General features: G+C 45.9%; 19 protein-coding genes and 1 riboswitch. Of the genes, 11 read left to right on the top strand and 8 right to left on the bottom strand.

Features of this window, described 5'->3' with window-relative positions; translation table 11 throughout:
* The first annotated feature begins 68 nt into the window (after nt 1-68).
* The 7 genes from DFR44_RS01960 to thrC all read left to right on the top strand — a co-directional run bounded on the left by DFR44_RS01960 (nt 69) and on the right by thrC (nt 7,351).
* Entirely contained in the window at nt 69-575 is a 507-nt protein-coding gene (locus DFR44_RS01960) for a HutD/Ves family protein (RefSeq protein WP_133619027.1), read from the top strand.
* 18 nt (nt 576-593) lie between these two features.
* Nucleotides 594-1,838, top strand: coding sequence for an imidazolonepropionase (gene hutI, locus DFR44_RS01955; RefSeq protein ID WP_133619026.1), 1,245 nt, complete (start codon nt 594-596; stop codon nt 1,836-1,838).
* Nucleotides 1,839-2,198: 360 nt separating this feature from the next.
* Complete coding sequence (gene rpsB / locus DFR44_RS01950; RefSeq protein WP_133619025.1) at nt 2,199-2,966, top strand: 30S ribosomal protein S2; 768 nt, start codon at nt 2,199-2,201, stop codon at nt 2,964-2,966.
* A 148-nt stretch (nt 2,967-3,114) separates the two neighbouring features.
* Nucleotides 3,115-3,990 (top strand): translation elongation factor Ts, encoded by an 876-nt coding sequence (gene tsf / locus DFR44_RS01945; RefSeq protein WP_133619024.1) that lies wholly within the window; start codon nt 3,115-3,117, stop codon nt 3,988-3,990.
* 269 nt (nt 3,991-4,259) lie between these two features.
* Complete coding sequence (gene pyrH / locus DFR44_RS01940) at nt 4,260-4,970, top strand: UMP kinase (RefSeq protein ID WP_133619023.1); 711 nt, start codon at nt 4,260-4,262, stop codon at nt 4,968-4,970.
* A gap of 142 nt (nt 4,971-5,112) precedes the next feature.
* Entirely contained in the window at nt 5,113-5,784 is a 672-nt protein-coding gene (ung, locus tag DFR44_RS01935; protein WP_133619022.1) for a uracil-DNA glycosylase, read from the top strand.
* 118 nt (nt 5,785-5,902) lie between these two features.
* Nucleotides 5,903-7,351, top strand: a complete 1,449-nt coding sequence (gene thrC / locus DFR44_RS01930; protein WP_133619021.1) for a threonine synthase — start codon at nt 5,903-5,905, stop codon at nt 7,349-7,351.
* 65 nt (nt 7,352-7,416) lie between these two features.
* Here the strand turns inward: thrC and DFR44_RS01925 are convergent, their stop codons facing one another.
* Genes DFR44_RS01925 through DFR44_RS01915 form a run of 3 tightly spaced genes read right to left on the bottom strand, consistent with a single transcriptional unit; the run spans nt 7,417 to nt 9,590 of the window.
* Nucleotides 7,417-8,166: an arginyltransferase gene (locus DFR44_RS01925; protein WP_133619020.1), complete on the bottom strand. Its 750-nt coding sequence runs from the start codon at nt 8,164-8,166 to the stop codon at nt 7,417-7,419.
* A gap of 46 nt (nt 8,167-8,212) precedes the next feature.
* Nucleotides 8,213-8,965, bottom strand: a complete 753-nt coding sequence (gene aat / locus DFR44_RS01920; RefSeq protein WP_162845118.1) for a leucyl/phenylalanyl-tRNA--protein transferase — start codon at nt 8,963-8,965, stop codon at nt 8,213-8,215.
* A gap of 13 nt (nt 8,966-8,978) precedes the next feature.
* Nucleotides 8,979-9,590: an NUDIX hydrolase gene (locus DFR44_RS01915; RefSeq protein ID WP_425459556.1), complete on the bottom strand. Its 612-nt coding sequence runs from the start codon at nt 9,588-9,590 to the stop codon at nt 8,979-8,981.
* A 114-nt stretch (nt 9,591-9,704) separates the two neighbouring features.
* On the opposite strand from DFR44_RS01915, the gene DFR44_RS01910 reads away from it, so the two are divergent.
* Complete coding sequence (locus DFR44_RS01910) at nt 9,705-10,652, top strand: alpha/beta hydrolase (protein ID WP_133619018.1); 948 nt, start codon at nt 9,705-9,707, stop codon at nt 10,650-10,652.
* Between the two features lie 49 nt (nt 10,653-10,701).
* Here the strand turns inward: DFR44_RS01910 and yjgA are convergent, their stop codons facing one another.
* Complete coding sequence (yjgA, locus tag DFR44_RS01905) at nt 10,702-11,292, bottom strand: ribosome biogenesis factor YjgA (protein WP_246012021.1); 591 nt, start codon at nt 11,290-11,292, stop codon at nt 10,702-10,704.
* A gap of 105 nt (nt 11,293-11,397) precedes the next feature.
* Between yjgA and pmbA the strand changes: the two genes are divergently transcribed.
* Nucleotides 11,398-12,753: a metalloprotease PmbA gene (gene pmbA / locus DFR44_RS01900; protein ID WP_133619016.1), complete on the top strand. Its 1,356-nt coding sequence runs from the start codon at nt 11,398-11,400 to the stop codon at nt 12,751-12,753.
* 126 nt (nt 12,754-12,879) lie between these two features.
* Nucleotides 12,880-13,995, top strand: a complete 1,116-nt coding sequence (locus tag DFR44_RS01895; protein ID WP_133619015.1) for a TRAP transporter substrate-binding protein — start codon at nt 12,880-12,882, stop codon at nt 13,993-13,995.
* Between the two features lie 81 nt (nt 13,996-14,076).
* Here DFR44_RS01895 and DFR44_RS01890 read toward each other — a convergent pair whose 3' ends face one another.
* From DFR44_RS01890 to DFR44_RS01880, 3 genes are all read right to left on the bottom strand, one after another.
* Nucleotides 14,077-14,781 (bottom strand): energy-coupling factor transporter transmembrane component T family protein, encoded by a 705-nt coding sequence (locus DFR44_RS01890; RefSeq protein ID WP_133619014.1) that lies wholly within the window; start codon nt 14,779-14,781, stop codon nt 14,077-14,079.
* Nucleotides 14,778-16,130 carry an ATP-binding cassette domain-containing protein gene (locus tag DFR44_RS01885; RefSeq protein ID WP_133619013.1) on the bottom strand — a complete coding sequence of 451 codons (1,353 nt, stop codon included), beginning with the start codon at nt 16,128-16,130 and terminating at the stop codon, nt 14,778-14,780. The genes DFR44_RS01890 and DFR44_RS01885 overlap by 4 nt, the downstream gene beginning before the upstream one ends.
* A complete protein-coding gene (locus tag DFR44_RS01880; RefSeq protein ID WP_133619012.1) occupies nt 16,130-16,747 on the bottom strand; it encodes an ECF transporter S component in 618 nt (205 codons plus the stop codon). The genes DFR44_RS01885 and DFR44_RS01880 overlap by 1 nt, the downstream gene beginning before the upstream one ends.
* Nucleotides 16,741-16,844, bottom strand: a riboswitch (TPP riboswitch). Its footprint overlaps the gene before it by 7 nt.
* A 331-nt stretch (nt 16,845-17,175) precedes the next feature.
* Between DFR44_RS01880 and DFR44_RS01875 the strand changes: the two genes are divergently transcribed.
* Nucleotides 17,176-17,475, top strand: a complete 300-nt coding sequence (locus DFR44_RS01875; RefSeq protein ID WP_133619011.1) for an alpha/beta fold hydrolase — start codon at nt 17,176-17,178, stop codon at nt 17,473-17,475.
* On the opposite strand, the gene DFR44_RS01870 is transcribed toward DFR44_RS01875, so the two are convergent.
* The gene (locus tag DFR44_RS01870; protein ID WP_211336880.1) at nt 17,463-18,122 is read right to left on the bottom strand and encodes a DUF1287 domain-containing protein; all 660 of its coding nucleotides are present in this window, start codon (nt 18,120-18,122) and stop codon (nt 17,463-17,465) included. The two genes, DFR44_RS01875 and DFR44_RS01870, sit on opposite strands and share 13 nt — an antisense overlap.
* Nucleotides 18,123-18,334 lie beyond the last annotated feature (212 nt).

Here is an 18,334-nt window from a genome sequence, read left to right as displayed (position 1 = left end):
CCTGCTTATAAAATAAGCAGAATACTTGGATTACCTGGTCAATTTTGAACGCAAATTTATGCCTTTAAATGGTCAGTTTTGAACGAGCAGCAACAGATTGGCGCATCAGTTGTGCGCACATTCAGACCGATAGTGGTTTTTCATCTTACCACGGGGTTGACCGCTCTTTGTTAATCACCTCTGGTGAGGGTGTGATGTTGACCGTGAATCATCAAACGCCGTTTGCATTCACGCCTTGTTCTGCACCTTACTCGTTTACAGGCGAGGATAGGGTTCATGCTCAATTGTTAAATGGTGCGGTTGAGGATTTTAATGTGATGACTCGCCGCAACCGTTGGTTGCATACGCTGGAAAGACAGTGTATTCAAGGCAGTTGTCACGTGTTTAATCATGCCGATGTGCTGCTCATTTATCACGCTCGAGGGGGAGAGTTGGTGTGTGATGATGGGGTGGCGCAGCACACCGTGCTCAAGGGTGAATTGCTTGTGTCCTCCGCGCTCGAACTGCAATTACAAACCAGCTCAGGTTCAGATTCAGATATTTATATTGTTCGTCTTCAACGCCAAATTATTTAATAAAAAAAGGAGCTTTATATGCCTTTAATACCAACTCATGAGTGGGACTGTTTATGGCTTAATGTCCATTTGGCAACGATGAAAGGCGAGTCTTATGGCGAAATTCGTGATGCCGCTATTGCGATAAAAGATAAAAAAATTGCATGGTTAGGCGCTCAATCGGATTTGCCCGATACCGTTGAGCTCAAGCGCAAATGCGCACAGATTCTGAATGGCAAAGGCCTGTGGGTCACGCCGGGTCTGATTGATTGTCACACGCATATTGTGTATGCAGGCAATCGCAGCCACGAATTTGAGGCACGCTTGAATGGCGCGTCATACGAAGACATTGCTCAAGCGGGTGGTGGCATTTTATCGACAGTCAACGCCACGCGAGACGCAACTTTTGACGAGCTGCTCAATGCTTCTTTGCCACGCATCAAACGACTACTCGCCGAAGGCGTGACCACCTTAGAAATCAAGTCAGGTTACGGTTTGACGATTGAATCCGAAGCCAATATTCTTCGGGTTGCTCGGCATATTGATGCCCACTATCCAGTCAATGTACGCACCACTTTTTTGGGCGCGCATGCCATACCACCCGAATACAAGGGGCGCGCGGATGATTACATCACTTTTATTTGTGAAGATATGCTCCCCGCTTTGCATGCCGAAGGTTTAGTGGACGCAGTGGATGCGTTTTGTGAGCGCATTGGCTTTTCAGCGGCGCAAACTGAACGTGTATTTAAAGCCGCAACACAATTGGGCTTACCCGTTAAGTTGCATGCAGAGCAGTTATCAAATCAAGAAGGCGCGGCTCTCGTGGCGCGTTATAAAGGCTTATCAGCCGACCACTTGGAATACCTGAGCGATGATGGCATCCGTGCGATGGCAGAGCAGGACGTGACAGCGGTGCTTTTGCCAGGGGCGTATTACTTCTTGCGGGAAACACAACTGCCTCCTATCCAAGCCTTGCGCGATGCAGGCGTATCCATCGCCGTAGCGACCGACTGCAATCCTGGTACATCGCCCATGACTTCAATTCTATTGGCGATGAATATGGCATGCACATTGTTCAAATTGACACCGCAAGAGGCTTTAGCGGGTGTCACCATCAATGCCGCTAAAGCCCTGGGCATGCAAGATCAAGTCGGCTCATTGGAGGTTGGAAAAGCGGCAGATTTTACTTTTTGGGACATCGACCGTCCTGCCGATTTGGCATACGCAATGGGGCAAAACGCTTGCGTACAGGTCATTAAAACGGGCTTACAGATTGTTGAGTGAGTTTTAAGAGGGACTCTGGATAAAAAATGGCGCCTCAGCATTCAACATGGCTAAGAAGAGGGGCATCAATAAAGAAAAAACAGTAAAGATGTGGTTGGCTTTACATCGGTTGATATCTCTTATATAATAAGAGGCTGTCTCTTGTTTGTTTTGGGACAAATACCGCATTGGTAGCCATAAGGGTGTTGAGGGCGAAACGATGGTGGACGTGTTAGATGCTTGTGTAAAGTGGATTTGTGAAAATCAGGTCAACGAATATCAAAATCAACATGGCGGAGCAAATCGCTTCATTCATCTCGCTTAAAACGACAGTGCTTACCAATGTTAGAAATCAACCCTTTTAAGAATTAAAGGTAAATTATGTTAGTCACTATGCGTGAAATGCTCGAGGCGGGTTGCCACTTTGGTCACCAAACCCGTTTTTGGAATCCAAAAATGGCACCGTTTATTTACGGTCATCGCAACAAAATCCATATCATTAACCTCGAAAAAACTGTTGTGATGTACAACGAGGCTGCTGAAGTGGTTAAAAAAATCGCAGCACGTCGTGGCACGATTTTGTTTGTTGGTACTAAACGCCAAGCACGAGATATCATGGCCGAAGAGGCAACGCGTGCGGGTATGCCATACGTTAACCAACGCTGGTTGGGTGGTACTTTGACCAACTTCAAAACGGTCAAAACCTCTATCAAACGTTTGAAAGACATGGAAGCCGCAATTGAGTCTGGTGAAGCAGACAAAATGATTAAAAAAGAAGCGTTGTTGTTCAAACGTGAATTGGATAAATTGCAAAAGTCTATCGGCGGTATCAAAGATATGGCGGGTGTTCCTGATGCCATTTTCATCGTTGACATCGGTTATCACAAAGGTGCTTTGCTTGAAGCGAAAAACTTGGGTATCCCAGTGATTTCAGTTGTTGATACCAACCATGACCCTAAAGGTGTGGACTTCGTTATTCCAGGTAACGACGACTCAGCACGCGCGGTTCGTTTGTACGCTCGTGGTATGGCCGATGCGATTCTCGAAGGTCGTGCGAATGCTTTGAACGAAGTGGTTGAAGCGGCTAAAGAAGCAGCTGAACCAGAAGAGTTTGTTGAAGAATTGGCTGACGAATCTACGGATGCTTAATCATCGATAGATGATGGTTTAAAAAAGGGGCAGTCAGTGCCCCTTTTTCAAGAGAATACAAAAAAGGTGATTTGATGTTGAAGTTAAATCACCGCAATTGAACTCAAAGAATCTAAATTGATTTTTTGATAAACGAATGGAGTTGAAAATGACAGCAATCACTGCAGGCATGGTGTCAGAGTTACGTGGTAAAACTGATGCGCCGATGATGGAATGCAAAAAAGCCTTGGTCGAAGCCGAAGGCAATATGGAACGTGCGGAAGAAATTTTACGTGTGAAATTGGGTAGCAAAGCAGGCAAAGCGTCATCACGTATTGCTGCTGAAGGTGTGGTCGTGGTTTATACCAATGGCACAAAAGGCGCAATGGTCGAGGTGAACTCTGAGACTGACTTCGTCGCTAAAAATGATGAGTTTTTGGCGTTGGCAAATGGTTGCGCTAAATTGGTCGCAGAACATAACCCTGCTGATGTCGAAGCCTTATCTGCTTTAGACTTGGATGGTAAAACAGTTGAACAAACACGCGCTGATTTGATTGGTAAAATTGGCGAAAACATGACGATTCGTCGTTTTGTTCGTTTTGACAGTGACAATAGCTTGGTATCGTATTTGCACGGTGCAAAAATCGGTGTTGTGGTGCAATACAAAGGTGATGAAGTTGCCGCTAAAGATGTGGCGATGCACATTGCTGCGATGAAACCTGTTGCCTTATCGGCAGCAGATGTACCTGCCAAATTGATTGAAACTGAACGCAAAGTTGCAGCTGAAAAAGCAGCTGAATCAGGTAAACCAGCTGATATCGCAGCGAAAATGGTTGAAGGTTCTGTTCAAAAATTCTTGAAAGAAGTGTCTTTGTTTGACCAACCTTTCGTGAAAAATGATAAAGAAACTGTAGCGGCAATGTTGAAATCAAAAGCGACAGAAGTTGCAGGCTTTACGATGTTCATCGTAGGTGAAGGCATTGAGAAAAAAGTCGATGACTTTGCTGCAGAAGTGGCGGCACAAGTCGCTGCTGCAAAAGCTTAATCGTTTTTGAATAAAAGCGGGCGATGCCCGCTTTTATTTTGCTTAAAATTTGAGAGTTATTTTTAAAAGTGTTTTGTTACACATGTTGTGGATGAGAAATTTTTAATAATAACGACTGGAGTCCCAATAGGTCATATGCGTTTTTTAGGCAACATTCTGTCGCAAAGGATGTGAGTTAATACCCAAAGGGGTGTATCCTAAAAACCCATTGGCTTTAAAGAGATGCTTCGTCCTTTTTTAATTTTATTTTAGATATCAAGGAGATGAATATGGCCGCTTATAAACGCGTGTTGCTAAAATTGTCAGGTGAGGCGTTAATGGGGGATGATGCTTTTGGTATCAATCCCAAAACCATTGAACGCATGGTGGCTGAGATTAAAGAAATTGCGGACATGGGTGTGCAAATTGCGATTGTAATTGGCGGTGGTAATATTTTTCGTGGAATGACGGGCGGTGCGGCGGGCATGGATCGTGCAACGGCTGATTATATGGGCATGATGGCGACGATTATGAATGCCTTGGCATTACAAGATGCAATGAAACAGGCGGGGGTTGAAGCACGCGTTCAATCTGCTTTACGCATCGACCAAGTTGTTGAGCCGTATATTCGGCCACGCGCGATGCGTCACCTTGAGGAAGGCAAAATTGTTATTTTTGCCGCAGGCACGGGCAACCCATTTTTTACGACCGATACGGCTGCCGCGTTACGTGGGGTGGAGATTGGTGCAGAAGTGGTGCTTAAAGCGACTAAGGTCGATGGCATTTATAGCGCAGACCCCAAAAAAGATGTCAATGCGACACGTTATACGACCGTTAGTTTCGACGAAGCGATTAGCAAAGACTTAAAGGTCATGGATGCGACTGCTTTTGCTTTGTGCCGCGACCAAAAAATGCCCATTCGTGTTTTTTCTATTGTTAAAGAAGGTGCATTGAAACGGATTGTTCAAGGCTCAGATGAAGGTACTTTAGTTCATTTGTAATCGTGCGCGAACACTCATCAAAAAGGCGGCCTTTACCGCCTTTTTGTTTGATGGCGCAGGTTTTTTCAGTTGGTTGAAATGATGGCATCGAATGTGCAAGTTAAACCAGTGGTCTATGAGCGTTTTATATTTTGGAGAGGATATGGACGTCAAAATTGAATCAAGTTGGAAAGAAGCGTTGGCGGAGGAGTTTAAAAAAACATATTTTGCAAAAATTAAGACGGCTTTATTACAAGCCCGTGAAGAAGGGCGTGATGTGTATCCACGTGGTGGCTTAATTTTTAATGCGTTTAATTCGACGCCGTTATCAGAGGTTAAGGTGGTGATTTTGGGACAAGACCCTTATCATCAGCCTGGGCAGGCGATGGGGCTGTCTTTTAGTGTTCCACCTGAAGTTAAAATTCCAGCCTCACTGAGGAACGTTTATAAAGAACTTGCTGCAACAGTGGACGGCTTCGTTGTGCCTAAACATGGGGATTTGTCAAAATGGGCGGCACAGGGCGTGTTGATGTTGAATGCCTCTTTGACGGTAGAGCGTGATAAAGCGGGCAGTCATGCCGCAATTGGTTGGCAAGATTTTACCGATGCGGTCATTGACGTGGTGTCTCATCAATGTGAAGGCGTTGTGTTTTTGTTATGGGGTAATTTTGCTAAGAAAAAAGCAGAACGAGTGGACGCTTCCCGCCATCATGTTTTAACCGCTGTTCATCCATCGCCGTTGGCGGGCAATGGTTTTTTAGGCTGTAATCATTTTATACTGACGAATCAGTTGTTACAGGCTCAAAATAAAACGCCGATTGATTGGCAAGTATAAATCTTTGCTTTATTCAACTTAGTTTTGCACAGGTTTGCGTAGGTTTATGCGCCCCTTTTGTTTATAATAACGAGATTGAACGCCACCTCATTTCTAATTTTTTATCTTTGGATAGTCCATGAAATATATTTCAACACGCGGTCATGCCGCCAACGAGCAGTTTTGTGATATTTTGCTAGGCGGATTGGCGCCTGACGGTGGTTTGTACTTGCCAGAAGTGTACCCGCAAGTCTCTGCGACCGAGCTGGCTGCATGGCGTCATTTATCGTATGCGGAGTTGGCTTTTGCGGTGTTGAGTAAATACTGTACGGATATTTTGCCTGAAGAGCTGGCGCCGTTAGTCTCATCGACATATTCGCCACAGGCTTTTGCTCATGTGCGCGCTGGACAATGGATTGAGGACATCACGCCTTTAACCAAGCTTGGTGTAGAAAAAGGCGCGCCATTGTCTTTACTGTCTTTGTCGAATGGTCCAACTTTGGCTTTTAAAGACATGGCGATGCAACTGCTGGGTCAACTATTTGAATATGTGCTCAAGCGACGTGGACAGCGTTTAAATATTTTGGGTGCGACATCGGGTGATACGGGAAGTGCTGCCGAATATGCGATGCGTGGTAAAAAAGGCATCAACGTATTCATGCTTTCTCCCAAAGGCAAAATGAGTGCTTTTCAAACGGCACAAATGTTTTCGTTGATGGACGACAATATTTTTAATATCGCCATCGAAGGTGTGTTTGATGATTGCCAAGACATTGTTAAAGCCGTATCGAATGACCATGCCTTTAAAGCGGCACATAGCATTGGCACTGTTAATTCAATCAACTGGGCGCGCGTGATTGCACAGGTGGTTTATTATTTCAAAGGTTATTTTGCCGCGACAAAGAGTAATGACGAAAAAGTGTCATTCACCGTACCATCGGGTAATTTTGGTAATGTGTGCGCGGGTCATATTGCTCGTCAAATGGGGTTGCCGATTCACAAACTGGTGGTCGCCACTAATGAGAATAATGTCTTGGATGAGTTTTTTAAAACAGGCGTGTATCGAGTTCGTACCTCAGAAAACACCCATCATACATCCAGCCCGTCAATGGATATTTCAAAGGCCTCCAACTTTGAACGTTTCATCTTTGATTTAATGGGGCGTGATGCTGTTAAAACAGCTGCGTTATTTAAGCAAGTTGAACAAGAAGGCTTTTTTGATATTTCGGCAACTCCAGAGTTCGTCAGTATTGAAGAAAAATATGGTTTTGTCTCGGGTAGAAGCACGCATAAACAACGCTTACAAGCCATTCGAGAAGTCTTTAAGGATTACAAACAAATCATTGACCCACACACTGCCGATGGTGTGTATGTTGCATTCCAGTATTTAGAGAAAGGCATGCCCATGGTGGTGCTTGAAACGGCACAGGCGGCCAAGTTTGAGCAAACCATTCATGAGGCTTTGAACTTGCCGACGCCGCGTCCAGATGCATATGTTGATATTGAAAAACGTCCGCAACGCTTCGAAAGCATGACCGCGAATGTGGATTTAGTCAAAGCGTATATTAATAAAAATGTGAATCCTTGACGTCTTGATCTTTGAATGTATAAAAAACCACCGTTTGAGGTGGTTTTTTTATAAAGGCATCGGATTTACAAAGGCGTTAGAGGCTGCAAAGGTCGCCAGTCTCCTGAATATAAAATTTCTGACGGTGCAAATTTTGATTTATAGGCCATTTTTTGTGAGTCCTCAATCCAATAGCCCAAATACAGGTAACTCAAGCCCAGACGCTTTGCCCAATCAATTTGCCATAACACATTAAACGTGCCGAGCCCGCTATATGTTGGGTCTGTTTCAAAAAACGTATACACGGCAGATAACGCAGAAGCGGTTCGGTCAATCGCACTGACCATCACCAACCGATGATTTGCTTCAGGGTCGCGAAACTCAACCAAGACACTGTTGACTTGGCTCTTCAATAAAAACTCTTGGTATTGCTCTTCGTTATTTTGCGTTATCTGATGCGGTTCAGAGTGACGGTCGTGTTGGTAGCGTTGATACAAATCGAAGTGTTCACGTGAAAACTTCAACTCGTGTACATCAGTGATGAGTTTAGCCCATTGTTTCTTTGCTCGGCGTTGGCTGCGGTTAGGGGCAAATTGCTCTACAGGGATGCGTAAAGATTGACAGGCGTTGCAGTCCTTACACTTGGAACGATACACAAATAAACCACTGCGTCTAAAGCCTTGGTCGAGTAAAGATTGATAATTGTGTGCGTTAACAGTGTTGGCCGATGCGACTACTTGTGAGCGCGCAAAACGCTCAGGCAAATAACTGCAAGGATATTCATCCGTTTCATAAAGTTGTATTTGAGAAAAATATTGGTGGTCGTTGGTGTTCAAAATGTACCCGTTAATTCTATCGATGTTTATTGATGCTTGTTGTGTATTAATGTTGATAAAAGCTCAGTAAATTGGTGTGTGCGCTCATGGTCTCCCAGTCGGGGGAGGCGGCTTGCATCAGTTGCGCGGAGCGTTCAAAGAACAGCGCGCGCGAAATTGGAGCGCCTCCCAATCGTGTGAGGTGTTCGGTTTGTTGTTGACAATCCATCATCTCAAATCCCGCTTGTTGCAAATATTCAACCCAACATGCCAAGGCGACTTTAGAGCCATCGGTTATATGGGTAAACATCGACTCGCCAAAAAACATGCGCCCAAGCAATACGCCGTACAATCCCGCAACCAGCGTATCGTGTTGCCACACTTCAATGCTGACTGCCTGTTTTTGGTGGTGTAAATCAATATAGGCTTGCGCCAGCTCGGGTGTAATCCACGTGCCCTCTTGTCCCAAACGCGCAGTTTCAGCGCATGCTGTAATAACAGCCTCGAAAGCGCGGTTGATGGTGACGCGCATGCCCAAGTTCGATTGACGAGCCCACTGTTTTAGGCGTTTTTTTAACGAAATGGAGTATTTAAAGTCCTTGAGTTGCAGCACCATTCGTGGGTTTGGGCTGTGCCATAGAACGGGTTCGCCACTGCTGTACCAAGGAAATAAACCACTTTGATAAGCGACATTGACCCACTCCGCACTGATGCAGGTGCTGACAGCGAAAATATCGTGCACATTGGGCGCGCCGTTTAAAATCGCGCTGTGGTCAGGTAAATCATTCGGTGAGCGTATAAACGGTATCATGGCAGGCATGGTCATCTCGTCGTTACATGCTATCTAAAGTGCGCACATGGTGGCGGGTCACAAACTCCCCGCGTGCGACATCGGCCAAAAATGCTTGTAAGGTGATGCGCACGCTATTGAACGCAATGTCATCCCACGGAATTTCATCAAGAGCGAATAGCGCGACTTCAAGGGTCTCGTGTCCAGCACCGAAATCGCCTTCTTGCAAGTTGGCACGGAAAAATACATGAGTTTGCCCAATGTGCGGAATGTCCACCAAGCTATACACGGGCTCAATCACTTCAACAGTTGCAAGGGCTTCTTCTAAAGTCTCGCGTGCCGCACCTTGCGCCAAGCCCTCCCCACACTCCATGAAACCCGCAGGCAAGGTCCACATCGCATAACCTGGCTCAATTCCACGTTTGCACAGTAAAATTTTATCGCCTAAGACAGGAATAGTCCCGACCACGGTTTTTGGATTGTCATAATGTATGTGTTGACATACAGGACAGACGGCACGCAGACGGCTATCATCTGGTGGAATTCGTTGCTCGGTGGCGGTGCCACATTGGGAGCAAAACAAAACGGTGGGCGGCGAAGGGTAGGGGATCGTCATGGTCAAAAAAGAGTAAAAAGTCGGCGTCCATTGTGCCATAGCCAATGATGCTTTGTGTAATAATGCCGTACAGTTTTTAAGAAATTTGATATGAAAAAACTCAATTTAAACTCACGTTTGGGTTGGCTTTAACTCATTTATGAAAGAAAGAATATGCCTCTCGATTTAGATATGGCTGAACTGCTGAATCGCCTTGAACGCGCCAAAGCACCTGAGTATCCCGAGATGGGCGCCATACTTGCTCGTCAATTTGTAGACACCAATCTCCCCGTCATAGATGTGCGCCCCCAATCTGTTCATGCAGTCAAAGAGATTCAAGTTGATGGTTGGCAAGGGGCGACGTTGAATGCTCGATTATATTTGCCCTCCGAGCCGATTTGGGCGAAGCCAATGCCCGTATTGTTGTGGTTTCATGGCGGAGGATTTACCATTGGTTCTTTAGATAGCTATGATGCAGTCTGTCGCACATTGTGTGCGGGGGCCGAAATGGCGGTGTTGTCTGTGGATTATCGTCTTGCGCCTGAGCATAAATTTCCAACGGCGGCGATGGATGCGTTTGCCGCTTATCAATGGCTACTGACCCATGCATCGGATTACGCCTTAGATGCACAGCGCATCATTATCGGCGGTGACAGCGCGGGTGGTACCTTAAGCGCGGTGACTTGCTTGCAGGCGCGAGATGCGGGTTTACCGCAGCCTGTATTGCAATTGTTGATTTATCCAGGAACATGCGGTTTTGGCGAAACAGCGGCTTACAAGCGATTTGGTGTCGGCTTTCGATTGACTCAGCGTGTCATTGATTGGTTCTTTGAGCAATATCTCAACAGCGAAGATGACCGCAGAGACTTTCGTTTTGCGCCTCTTTATGCCGAGAATCATGCGGATTTAGCACCCGCATGGATTGCCATTGCAGAATATGACCCGTTAGCTGATGATGGTCGTTTGTATGCGGATAAACTCAATGCAGCGGGTACTCCCGCTGAGTTGGTTCAGTACGATGGTGTCATTCACGGCTTTTTAAATTTTGGCGGTGTATTGAAGCGTCCTCATGAATTACATCAAGGCATGATGGCTGCGATGCGAACAAGCACACACACTTAACGAACCTAACCCCAAAAAAAGCGAGCTTGTGAAGCTCGCTTTTTTGTATTTATAGCTCGTCCGAATCTTCGTTATCTAGTTCGGTGTTATCGGCACTTGCCGCCATGGCTTTGCCTTCCAGTACTTCTTTAATCACCTGAAATAACTCTCGGAAAGATTTGGGCGGTTTTTGCAACTCAGCTTCTTTGCGGGCGTTACGCACCAAGGCGCGGATGTGTTGAACATCTGCGTGGGGGTAGTCGCTGAAAAAGCGAGTTAAAGCCTCGTTTTTTTCTATAATTTGCAGGCGTAAGCGTTCAATGCGATGTAATTTAGCCGTGGCTTCGGCATTGACGCCGTTGAACTGGTCGAGCTTGGCTTGAATCGGCTCAACATCCTCATCGCGCATGACTTTGCCGATGTATTGCATTTGGCGGCGGCAGGCACCATGAGAGTTTAGACGCTTGTATTCTTTAATGGCTTCGCGTAGTTTGTCAGACATGGGCACTTGTGCAAGCTGGTCTTTAGAGAGGTCGGTCAAGGCCTCGCCAATTTTTTGTAGTGCCAACATTTCGGCTTTGCGTGCGGTTTTGCTGATGCCATCACGCTCGCGGGAGCCATCAACGATGTAGTGTGTTTCGGTCATGTTATTGAGCGACATTGTCGCGTGTCAAAATAATTTAAAAGCGGTATCATGACGGACACATTAAAAAATATACATACAGTTGCGACAAAAATTTTTTGTCGCCTTTTTTAAAGGAAAGTCATGTCGGTAAAGTTCGATTATACACACAAGCAGCTTGAAACACTGGCTCAACTGGCGTTAGACAGCGCGAAAAAAATGGGCGGTACAGCGGCGGCGGTTGAGGTGTCTGAATCTAATGGTTTGTCGGTCAGTACACGCAATTGCGAGGTGGAAACGGTCGAACACAATCGTGACAAAAGCCTAGGAATTACGGTGTATTTAGGCTCGCGCCGAGGGCATTCATCCACTTCGGACTTTTCGGATAATGCTGTTGTCAGTGCGGTGAGTGCGGCTTTTGACATTGCCAAATATACGGCTGAAGATGCTTTTGCAGGATTGCCAGCGAAAAAATATTTGGTGGCTAAACAAGTGGCCAAGCAAGATTTGGATTTGTTTCATCCTTGGGATGTATCCACTGCGGATGCGATTGCGTTGGCGCAACGCGCAGAACGTGCGGCTTTTGCAGAGTCCAAGTTGATAAAAAATACAGAAGGCGCAAGTGTGAACACCAGCCAAGGTCATTTTGTGGCGGCGGCGACCAATGGTTTTATGGGTGGATTCGCGTACTCGCGCCACAGCATGGGCGCGATGCCCATTGCGCAAAAAGGTCGTTTTATGGAGCGTGATGCGTGGTTTACCTCCAATCGCGTGCCTGAAAAGTTGTCCTCGCCTGAAGCGGTTGGCGCGTATGCGGCGGCTCGAGCGGCTTCACGCTTGGGGGCTAAAAAAATCAGCAGCCGAACTTGTCCTGTTTTATTTGATGCGCCGTTGGCGTGTGGTTTAGTCGGTAATTTGGCTCAAGCCATCAGTGGCGGTGCTTTGTATCGTAAAACCAGTTTTTTGTTGGATGGCTTAGGCAAGCGAATTTTCCCCAAGCACATTGATGTGCTGGATGACCCATTTGTGCCACAGGGCATGGGCAGTAGCTATTTTGACGATGAAGGTGTGGCGACACAGCGGCGCATGTTGGTTGACAAAGGGGTGTTGCAAGGTTATTTGCTCTCCATGTACACCGCACGCAAGCTGAACATGACCCCAACGGGCAATGCCAGCGGTTCGCATAATTTACGTTTGTCCAGTCGGAAAACGCGCGCGAAGGATGATTTGGCGGCAATGTTGGCCAAAATGGGCACTGGGTTGTTTGTGACCGAGTTGCTTGGTTCGGGTGTCAACTATGTCACGGGCGATTATTCGCGTGGTGTGTGCGGCTTTTGGGTCGAAGGGGGCGTGATTGCCTATCCCGTGCAAGAAATCACCATTGCAGGTAACTTAAAAGACATGTTTAAAGGCATTGTTGCAATAGGGGCGGATGAGTTGGTACGCGGTACAAAGCAAACGGGTTCGATTTTAATTGACGCAATGACCATCGCAGGTTAAAGAGAAATAGTTTTTGTCATTCCTTTTTTAAAGTTGATGTGGCACAATGCTTTTCGTCAACTTCTGGTTGAGTAAAAAGGCAGAACAGTGCCAAAAAAATACAATTTTAATTAGTGAGGAGAAGTCATGGAACGTCGTTCGTTTTTAAAAAAAGCAGGTGTGGTGGCAGGTACGAGTGCCTTGGCTGCATGTACCGCAGCTGTAGACAAAGTGGCAGCAGGGGGGGCAGGCGGTAAAGTTGAATGGACTTTGGCTTCGAGTTTTCCTAAAAATTTAGATACGATTTTTGGTGCTGCGGATGTTTTTGCTAAACGTGTAGCAGAGTTGTCCAATGGTAATTTTATTATCAACGTAAAAGCTGCGGGCGAAATTGTCCCAGGCCCTGAGGTGCTCAATGCGGTTCAAAATAAGACCGTACAAATTGGTCACACGGCGTCGTATTATTTCTTTGGTAAGGACGCTACGTTTGCATTTGATACAGCCGTCCCTTTTGGCATGACCTCGCGTCAACATACCGCTTGGATGTTGCATGGCGGTGGCATGGAATTGATGCGCGATTTTTTCAAGCAGTATAACGTGGTTAATTTCTTGGGTGGCAATACGGGTACGCAAATGGGCGGTTGGTACAAAAAAGAAATTAAAACCGTTGAGGACCTCAAAGGCTTGAAACTTCGTATAGGCGGATTTGCAGGTAAAGTCATGGCCAAAATGGGCGTGGTGCCACAACAAATTCCAGGTGGTGAAATTTACACCGCATTGGAAAAAGGCACGATTGATGGTGCGGAGTGGGTAGGGCCATACGACGATGAGAAACTGGGCTTTTATAAAGTTGCGCCCAATTATTATTATCCAGGCTGGTGGGAAGGTGGCGCGAGTTTATCGTTCTATGTGAATCAGGAAGAGTACGCCAAGCTTTCAGATAATTATAAAGCCATCATTGCTGCCGCCAGCATGGAGGCTCACACAGACATGCAAGCCAAATATGACGCGAAAAACCCAGGTGCATTGGCAAACTTGATTAATAACGGTGCTAAATTGCAAGCCTTCCCCAAGGAAGTGATGGAAGCCGCATTTAAAGCGACCAAAGAAGTATTTGCTGAAGAGGCTGCGAGCAATGCCAACTTTAAGAAAATTTTAGATAACTGGTTGGCGTTTCGTCACAATGAGGCTCAATGGTTTGGTCTGGCTGAAAAATCGTATTCTGAATTTATGACGACGAACCCTTGGAAACCTGGTGCTTAATTGAGCAAACTGTACAATTTTTAGCCAATAAAAACCGCTTCGATATGAAGCGGTTTTTACTTTGGTAATGCTATGCAAAAATCACATTGAAAGTTCGCATGCTAAGGTGACCGCGATAAACAATGTACAAAGAATGAGCATTCTGTATTGTTGAGTTCGAGTTGCTTGATAATCATAATAAAAGCTTTTGCGGTCGCTCAGTCCGCGTGCTCGTAAGCTCATGGCTCCGCGTTGCGCGTGACGAAGGGCAAACACCAGTAGAGGTAGCCATTGTAAAAACCGTTGTCGCCAATTTAAACCGCGCAACCGTGCGTTGAGTGATATGCGACGTACTTCTGCACGCATCAAATCAATCGAGCCCACGCCAACCATTGTGGCATAGGCAATTTGCATGCTCAACCAGCCTTTTTGTAGTAGGCACGTGATGACATCGCGCATATTAATCATCTTGGATGAGAGCAATGCGACCCAAGTCATGGCCCAGACTTTTAAGGCAATTTGGTTCGCTTGTTGCAAAGCCTCGGTCTGAGTGCTGTCCTCGGTGTGAAAAAAAACGTTGAGCAGCCAAATTGAAATAGACAAGCCAAAGGCGATACACAATGCTTTGAAAGCAAATTGGATGCGAACACCTTGTAATAAAGCCGTTACACAAATAACCGCTGCCCATGCAATGACGGTGTACCACTTAAAAGGCAGTGCAACCGCAACAAAAAATGCAAACAGTACAAACCATAAATGCAGGTCATGGAAACGTTTATCAAGGATGGGGGCAGGGGCTTTATTCATGAGTGTGTGGCTTGAGTGGCAGACACCCGCAACTCTCCAGCGGCAATGGTCCACACATAATCTGCGATGGCGTGCTGTAAATCCACATCATGCGTGATGACAATGATGGCGTGTCCAGCCTGTTTAAGGTCAAGTATCAATCGAGTGATGCGCAAGGCGTTGACCGCATCTTGTCCGAAGGTGGGCTCATCCAATAAAATCAAAGGCTTACCTTGTAAGCAAGGATAAAGTAGGGTGAGGCGTCGTTTTTGCCCTTCAGACAACTGGTGTGGTGAACGATGGGCGGTATCAGGCAAGCCAATCTGTGCCAAAGTGGTTTCAAGCTCACTAATGCCGAATTGCGTTAAGTCCTCCGCGATGGTATCGAAATAAAAATGACTGTCGGGATGCTGAAATACATAAGCCATGTGTTCAGAGGGTTTTTTTTGCAACTCGCCACTGACGGTTAGTTCAAATTGCCCTGAAAGTGGCTTGTGCATATTCGCTAAAGTGTTGAACAGGGTAGATTTGCCCGTGCCATTCTCGCCCATGAGCACTGCACATTCGCCGTTGCTCAAAGTAAAATCAGCAGAGAATAACGGCTTGTTTTTATAGCCGATTTTGAGATGCTTGCCCCTAAGGGTAAAAGTCGGTGTTATTTTATTGAGAGGCCAAGATGAATTGAGTTTTTGTGTTTCTTGATTCAACTCGTCTTGTTGTAAAGATAAATAATTCGCCACCGACATTTCGCTTAACCGACCTTGCGCATCGATATACCAGCATATGTCCGCAAAATCGGCTGCGTGCGGATGATGGTCGATTAAGACGATGCCAACGGTGTTTTTCAAGGCTTTGAGCGTGAGATAAAACTCATCACGGATTTTAGGATTCAGAAAGGCCGTGGGTTCGTCCAATAACAGCCATTCAGGTTGAGCCGCCAGTTGAGAGGCCAACAATAAGCGCTGTGCCAGCCCGTGAGACAACTGCGATGTGGGCGAAAATTCATGCTCGGATAAACCAAACTGTGCCAACCAATGGCGAGTATGGTGCATCTTCTCGACCGCATCTTGATTGTTTTCGAGGGTGAAAAAAAATTCTTCACCAACGCGCTCATGCACAATTTGTGAGGCGGGGTTTTGCGCCATAAACATTGCATGTTTAAATACTGCAGGCTCGTTTCCTGTGATGCGACCAGACAAAAACTCGGGATAAAACCCCTTGAGTAAATGCAAAAAAGTCGACTTACCACTGCCACTCGCACCGACCAACCAAATGACTTGGCGCGGTTTGAAGAGCAATGGATGCGAAAGAGATACGCCCGCAGAGCTGCGGGCGTAAGTGAAATCGAAGGGGGAAAGCTGTAAGGTCATCAATTGGCTTGTTTAGCGATAAGGAAGTTATCCAGCAGCCCCGTTTTGAGCAAACGATTTGATAAATAACGACTCAAAAAAGCCCCTAATACAACGGCTGAGATCATAAACGACATGACTTGGATAAAATTTAATCCGATAGATAAACTTGAATACTGATTGATTAAATAATCGTAGCTGTAGCTGAAAAAAGCAGAGACGGCGGCTGCCAATGACAGCACGGACAAGTTCCACACTTTATAGGCGAAAATTAAAAAGACCAACTCAGCACCGACACCTTGAACGACACCGTAAATCACCGCCGACATGCCCCATTGAGTGATGAGTGCTTCAACAAAAGCAGCGATGATAGACGCAAACAGTGCAATACTAGGTTTACGAATTAAATCCGATAAAAAAACTGAAGCCAGAATCCACAACCCCGAAGTGAGGTACTTCAGACCGAGGGGTTTTAAGAATGGTTTAGTGAAATCGTAAACCAAAGTCCAAGCCCAGTATGCAACGCCCAAAGCGGCCGCAATCACCGCAGCGGTAATCCATTCTTGTAAAGTAATAGAACGAAACAGTTGCAGAATACTCGTTTTGTTTTGTGAAGGGGAAATAGCAGGGGATGTCATGTGATGTCCTTTCCTACGCAGGGATTATCCTGAATCAGGTTTAAGCGGTGTTTTCTCAGCCCAATTTGAAACTCATTGAGCACCCGCAGGTTGGTGAAGTCAATATCTTAGAGGCTTTGCAGCGGATTGTAAAGCGGTTTGTTTTTGTGGGGTGATGTTGAAGATGTTTAAAACCGTTCTACAAAAAATGTTACAGTTCTACAAAATATTTTTAGCGAATTGGATTTACCAGCTTGCCGACGCGATTTTTGACTTAGTGTTTTGTCATTTTTCACTCTGGTGCCCATGTTGTTCTTGGGCGGCTTTTATGCAAGGATTGGTTCTATCAACCACTTTCGCCCACAATCTACGCCCAGCTTTGGCATTTACACATCCGCTGGAGTGCTTGGCTCGGCAAATTACTTTTTTATCGTTCGTCGCAACAACTAATGGAATTACTGGGCAAAGCCTTTGAACGTGTCCCAACACGCATCATGAAAAAACGGTTGCAATCGGTTATCCATGAGGACAGCAGGTCTTTTTTACCTCGCATCAACGCACCGACGCTTATTTTGCAAGGCCGTCATGATTATTTGGTATCAAAAACCGCTGGAAGCACTCTCGCGAGAATGATTAAAGACAGCACGTCCCAAATGCTCGACGGAGGGCACGGCCTGCTTCAAGAGAGCCCTGAAGCCGCAGCCAATTTCATCATCCAATTTATTGAAAACCATCATCACCAACGATAATGCCCCACCATTTTATAAGAGAATAAAACATCTTCTTCTTGAGTCCCTAAACCGATGTTGTGGATAATAAGAGGCACGCCATCGCGTGATTTTTTATCTGAAACGATTCCAATATGCGGCAAGTTTTTGTCACCCACACGCCAAGTCACCCAATCACCCGCCTGAAAATCCGCTGGCCGCGTTGACAATGGTAAACTCAAGCCGCGCCGCGCCATAAAGACCTCTAAGTTCAACACCCGCCGGTGGTCAATATTCGCATCGGCTCGATTTAATCCCCAACGCGTTGGGTAATGAGAGAAATTTTGTCTCATATCTTCATGTACCAGCTTTTGTAAATCTACACCTTGACCACGCATGGCCCGAATCACCACGTCAGTGCAAACCCCTTTAAACTGAGCCACATCACCATTTGGATAAGGAATCACTGTATATTCTGGATCATAACGCACCGTCACACCGATTTGGTCTCGCGCGTTTTGAACCAATTGTGCGGGGCTAAAGCCCCCCTCTGGCATTTTCCCCAGTACTGTTTGTAGTGCACTGGGTGCGAAGCCAAATTTCACTTTTAACCACGGTGCGTAATGCCAACCCATGATTAACAGCAGCAGTAAAGACAAACCAACCAAGAATCGACGTAATCGCCTCATCAAACCCCTCCTTTGAAATTATCCACAATGCATTATATAGAGCATTTTAGATGATTACTTATAGACTTGAAGCGCTTAAATGATGGGCAAACGAGAAGGAGGCAAATTTGGGCGGTTGATTGAGCTTTTGAAATCTGGCGTTACGATACAATCTCCCAGCAAGGCTTTGGTCTATTTTTTAGCTATGAATTAAGGCTCATCGCACTGTTGAT

Source organism: Hydromonas duriensis, from assembly GCF_004363775.1.
In the GTDB taxonomy this organism is placed as follows: Bacteria; Pseudomonadota; Gammaproteobacteria; order Burkholderiales; family Burkholderiaceae; genus Hydromonas; species Hydromonas duriensis.
This window is presented reverse-complemented; position numbering and strand designations above follow the sequence as displayed.

Coding starts and splice junctions, on each gene's coding strand:
- DFR44_RS01960 (WP_133619027.1), top strand. CDS start 69: ATGGTCAGTTTTGAACGAGCAGCAACAGATTGGCGCATCAGTTGTGCG.
- hutI (WP_133619026.1), top strand. CDS start 594: ATGCCTTTAATACCAACTCATGAGTGGGACTGTTTATGGCTTAATGTC.
- rpsB (WP_133619025.1), top strand. CDS start 2,199: ATGTTAGTCACTATGCGTGAAATGCTCGAGGCGGGTTGCCACTTTGGT.
- tsf (WP_133619024.1), top strand. CDS start 3,115: ATGACAGCAATCACTGCAGGCATGGTGTCAGAGTTACGTGGTAAAACT.
- pyrH (WP_133619023.1), top strand. CDS start 4,260: ATGGCCGCTTATAAACGCGTGTTGCTAAAATTGTCAGGTGAGGCGTTA.
- ung (WP_133619022.1), top strand. CDS start 5,113: ATGGACGTCAAAATTGAATCAAGTTGGAAAGAAGCGTTGGCGGAGGAG.
- thrC (WP_133619021.1), top strand. CDS start 5,903: ATGAAATATATTTCAACACGCGGTCATGCCGCCAACGAGCAGTTTTGT.
- aat (WP_162845118.1), bottom strand. CDS start 8,965: ATGCCTGCCATGATACCGTTTATACGCTCACCGAATGATTTACCTGAC.
- DFR44_RS01915 (WP_425459556.1), bottom strand. CDS start 9,590: ATGGCACAATGGACGCCGACTTTTTACTCTTTTTTGACCATGACGATC.
- DFR44_RS01910 (WP_133619018.1), top strand. CDS start 9,705: ATGCCTCTCGATTTAGATATGGCTGAACTGCTGAATCGCCTTGAACGC.
- yjgA (WP_246012021.1), bottom strand. CDS start 11,292: ATGTCGCTCAATAACATGACCGAAACACACTACATCGTTGATGGCTCC.
- pmbA (WP_133619016.1), top strand. CDS start 11,398: ATGTCGGTAAAGTTCGATTATACACACAAGCAGCTTGAAACACTGGCT.
- DFR44_RS01895 (WP_133619015.1), top strand. CDS start 12,880: ATGGAACGTCGTTCGTTTTTAAAAAAAGCAGGTGTGGTGGCAGGTACG.
- DFR44_RS01890 (WP_133619014.1), bottom strand. CDS start 14,781: ATGAATAAAGCCCCTGCCCCCATCCTTGATAAACGTTTCCATGACCTG.
- DFR44_RS01885 (WP_133619013.1), bottom strand. CDS start 16,130: ATGACCTTACAGCTTTCCCCCTTCGATTTCACTTACGCCCGCAGCTCT.
- DFR44_RS01880 (WP_133619012.1), bottom strand. CDS start 16,747: ATGACATCCCCTGCTATTTCCCCTTCACAAAACAAAACGAGTATTCTG.
- DFR44_RS01875 (WP_133619011.1), top strand. CDS start 17,176: ATGGAATTACTGGGCAAAGCCTTTGAACGTGTCCCAACACGCATCATG.
- DFR44_RS01870 (WP_211336880.1), bottom strand. CDS start 18,122: ATGAGGCGATTACGTCGATTCTTGGTTGGTTTGTCTTTACTGCTGCTG.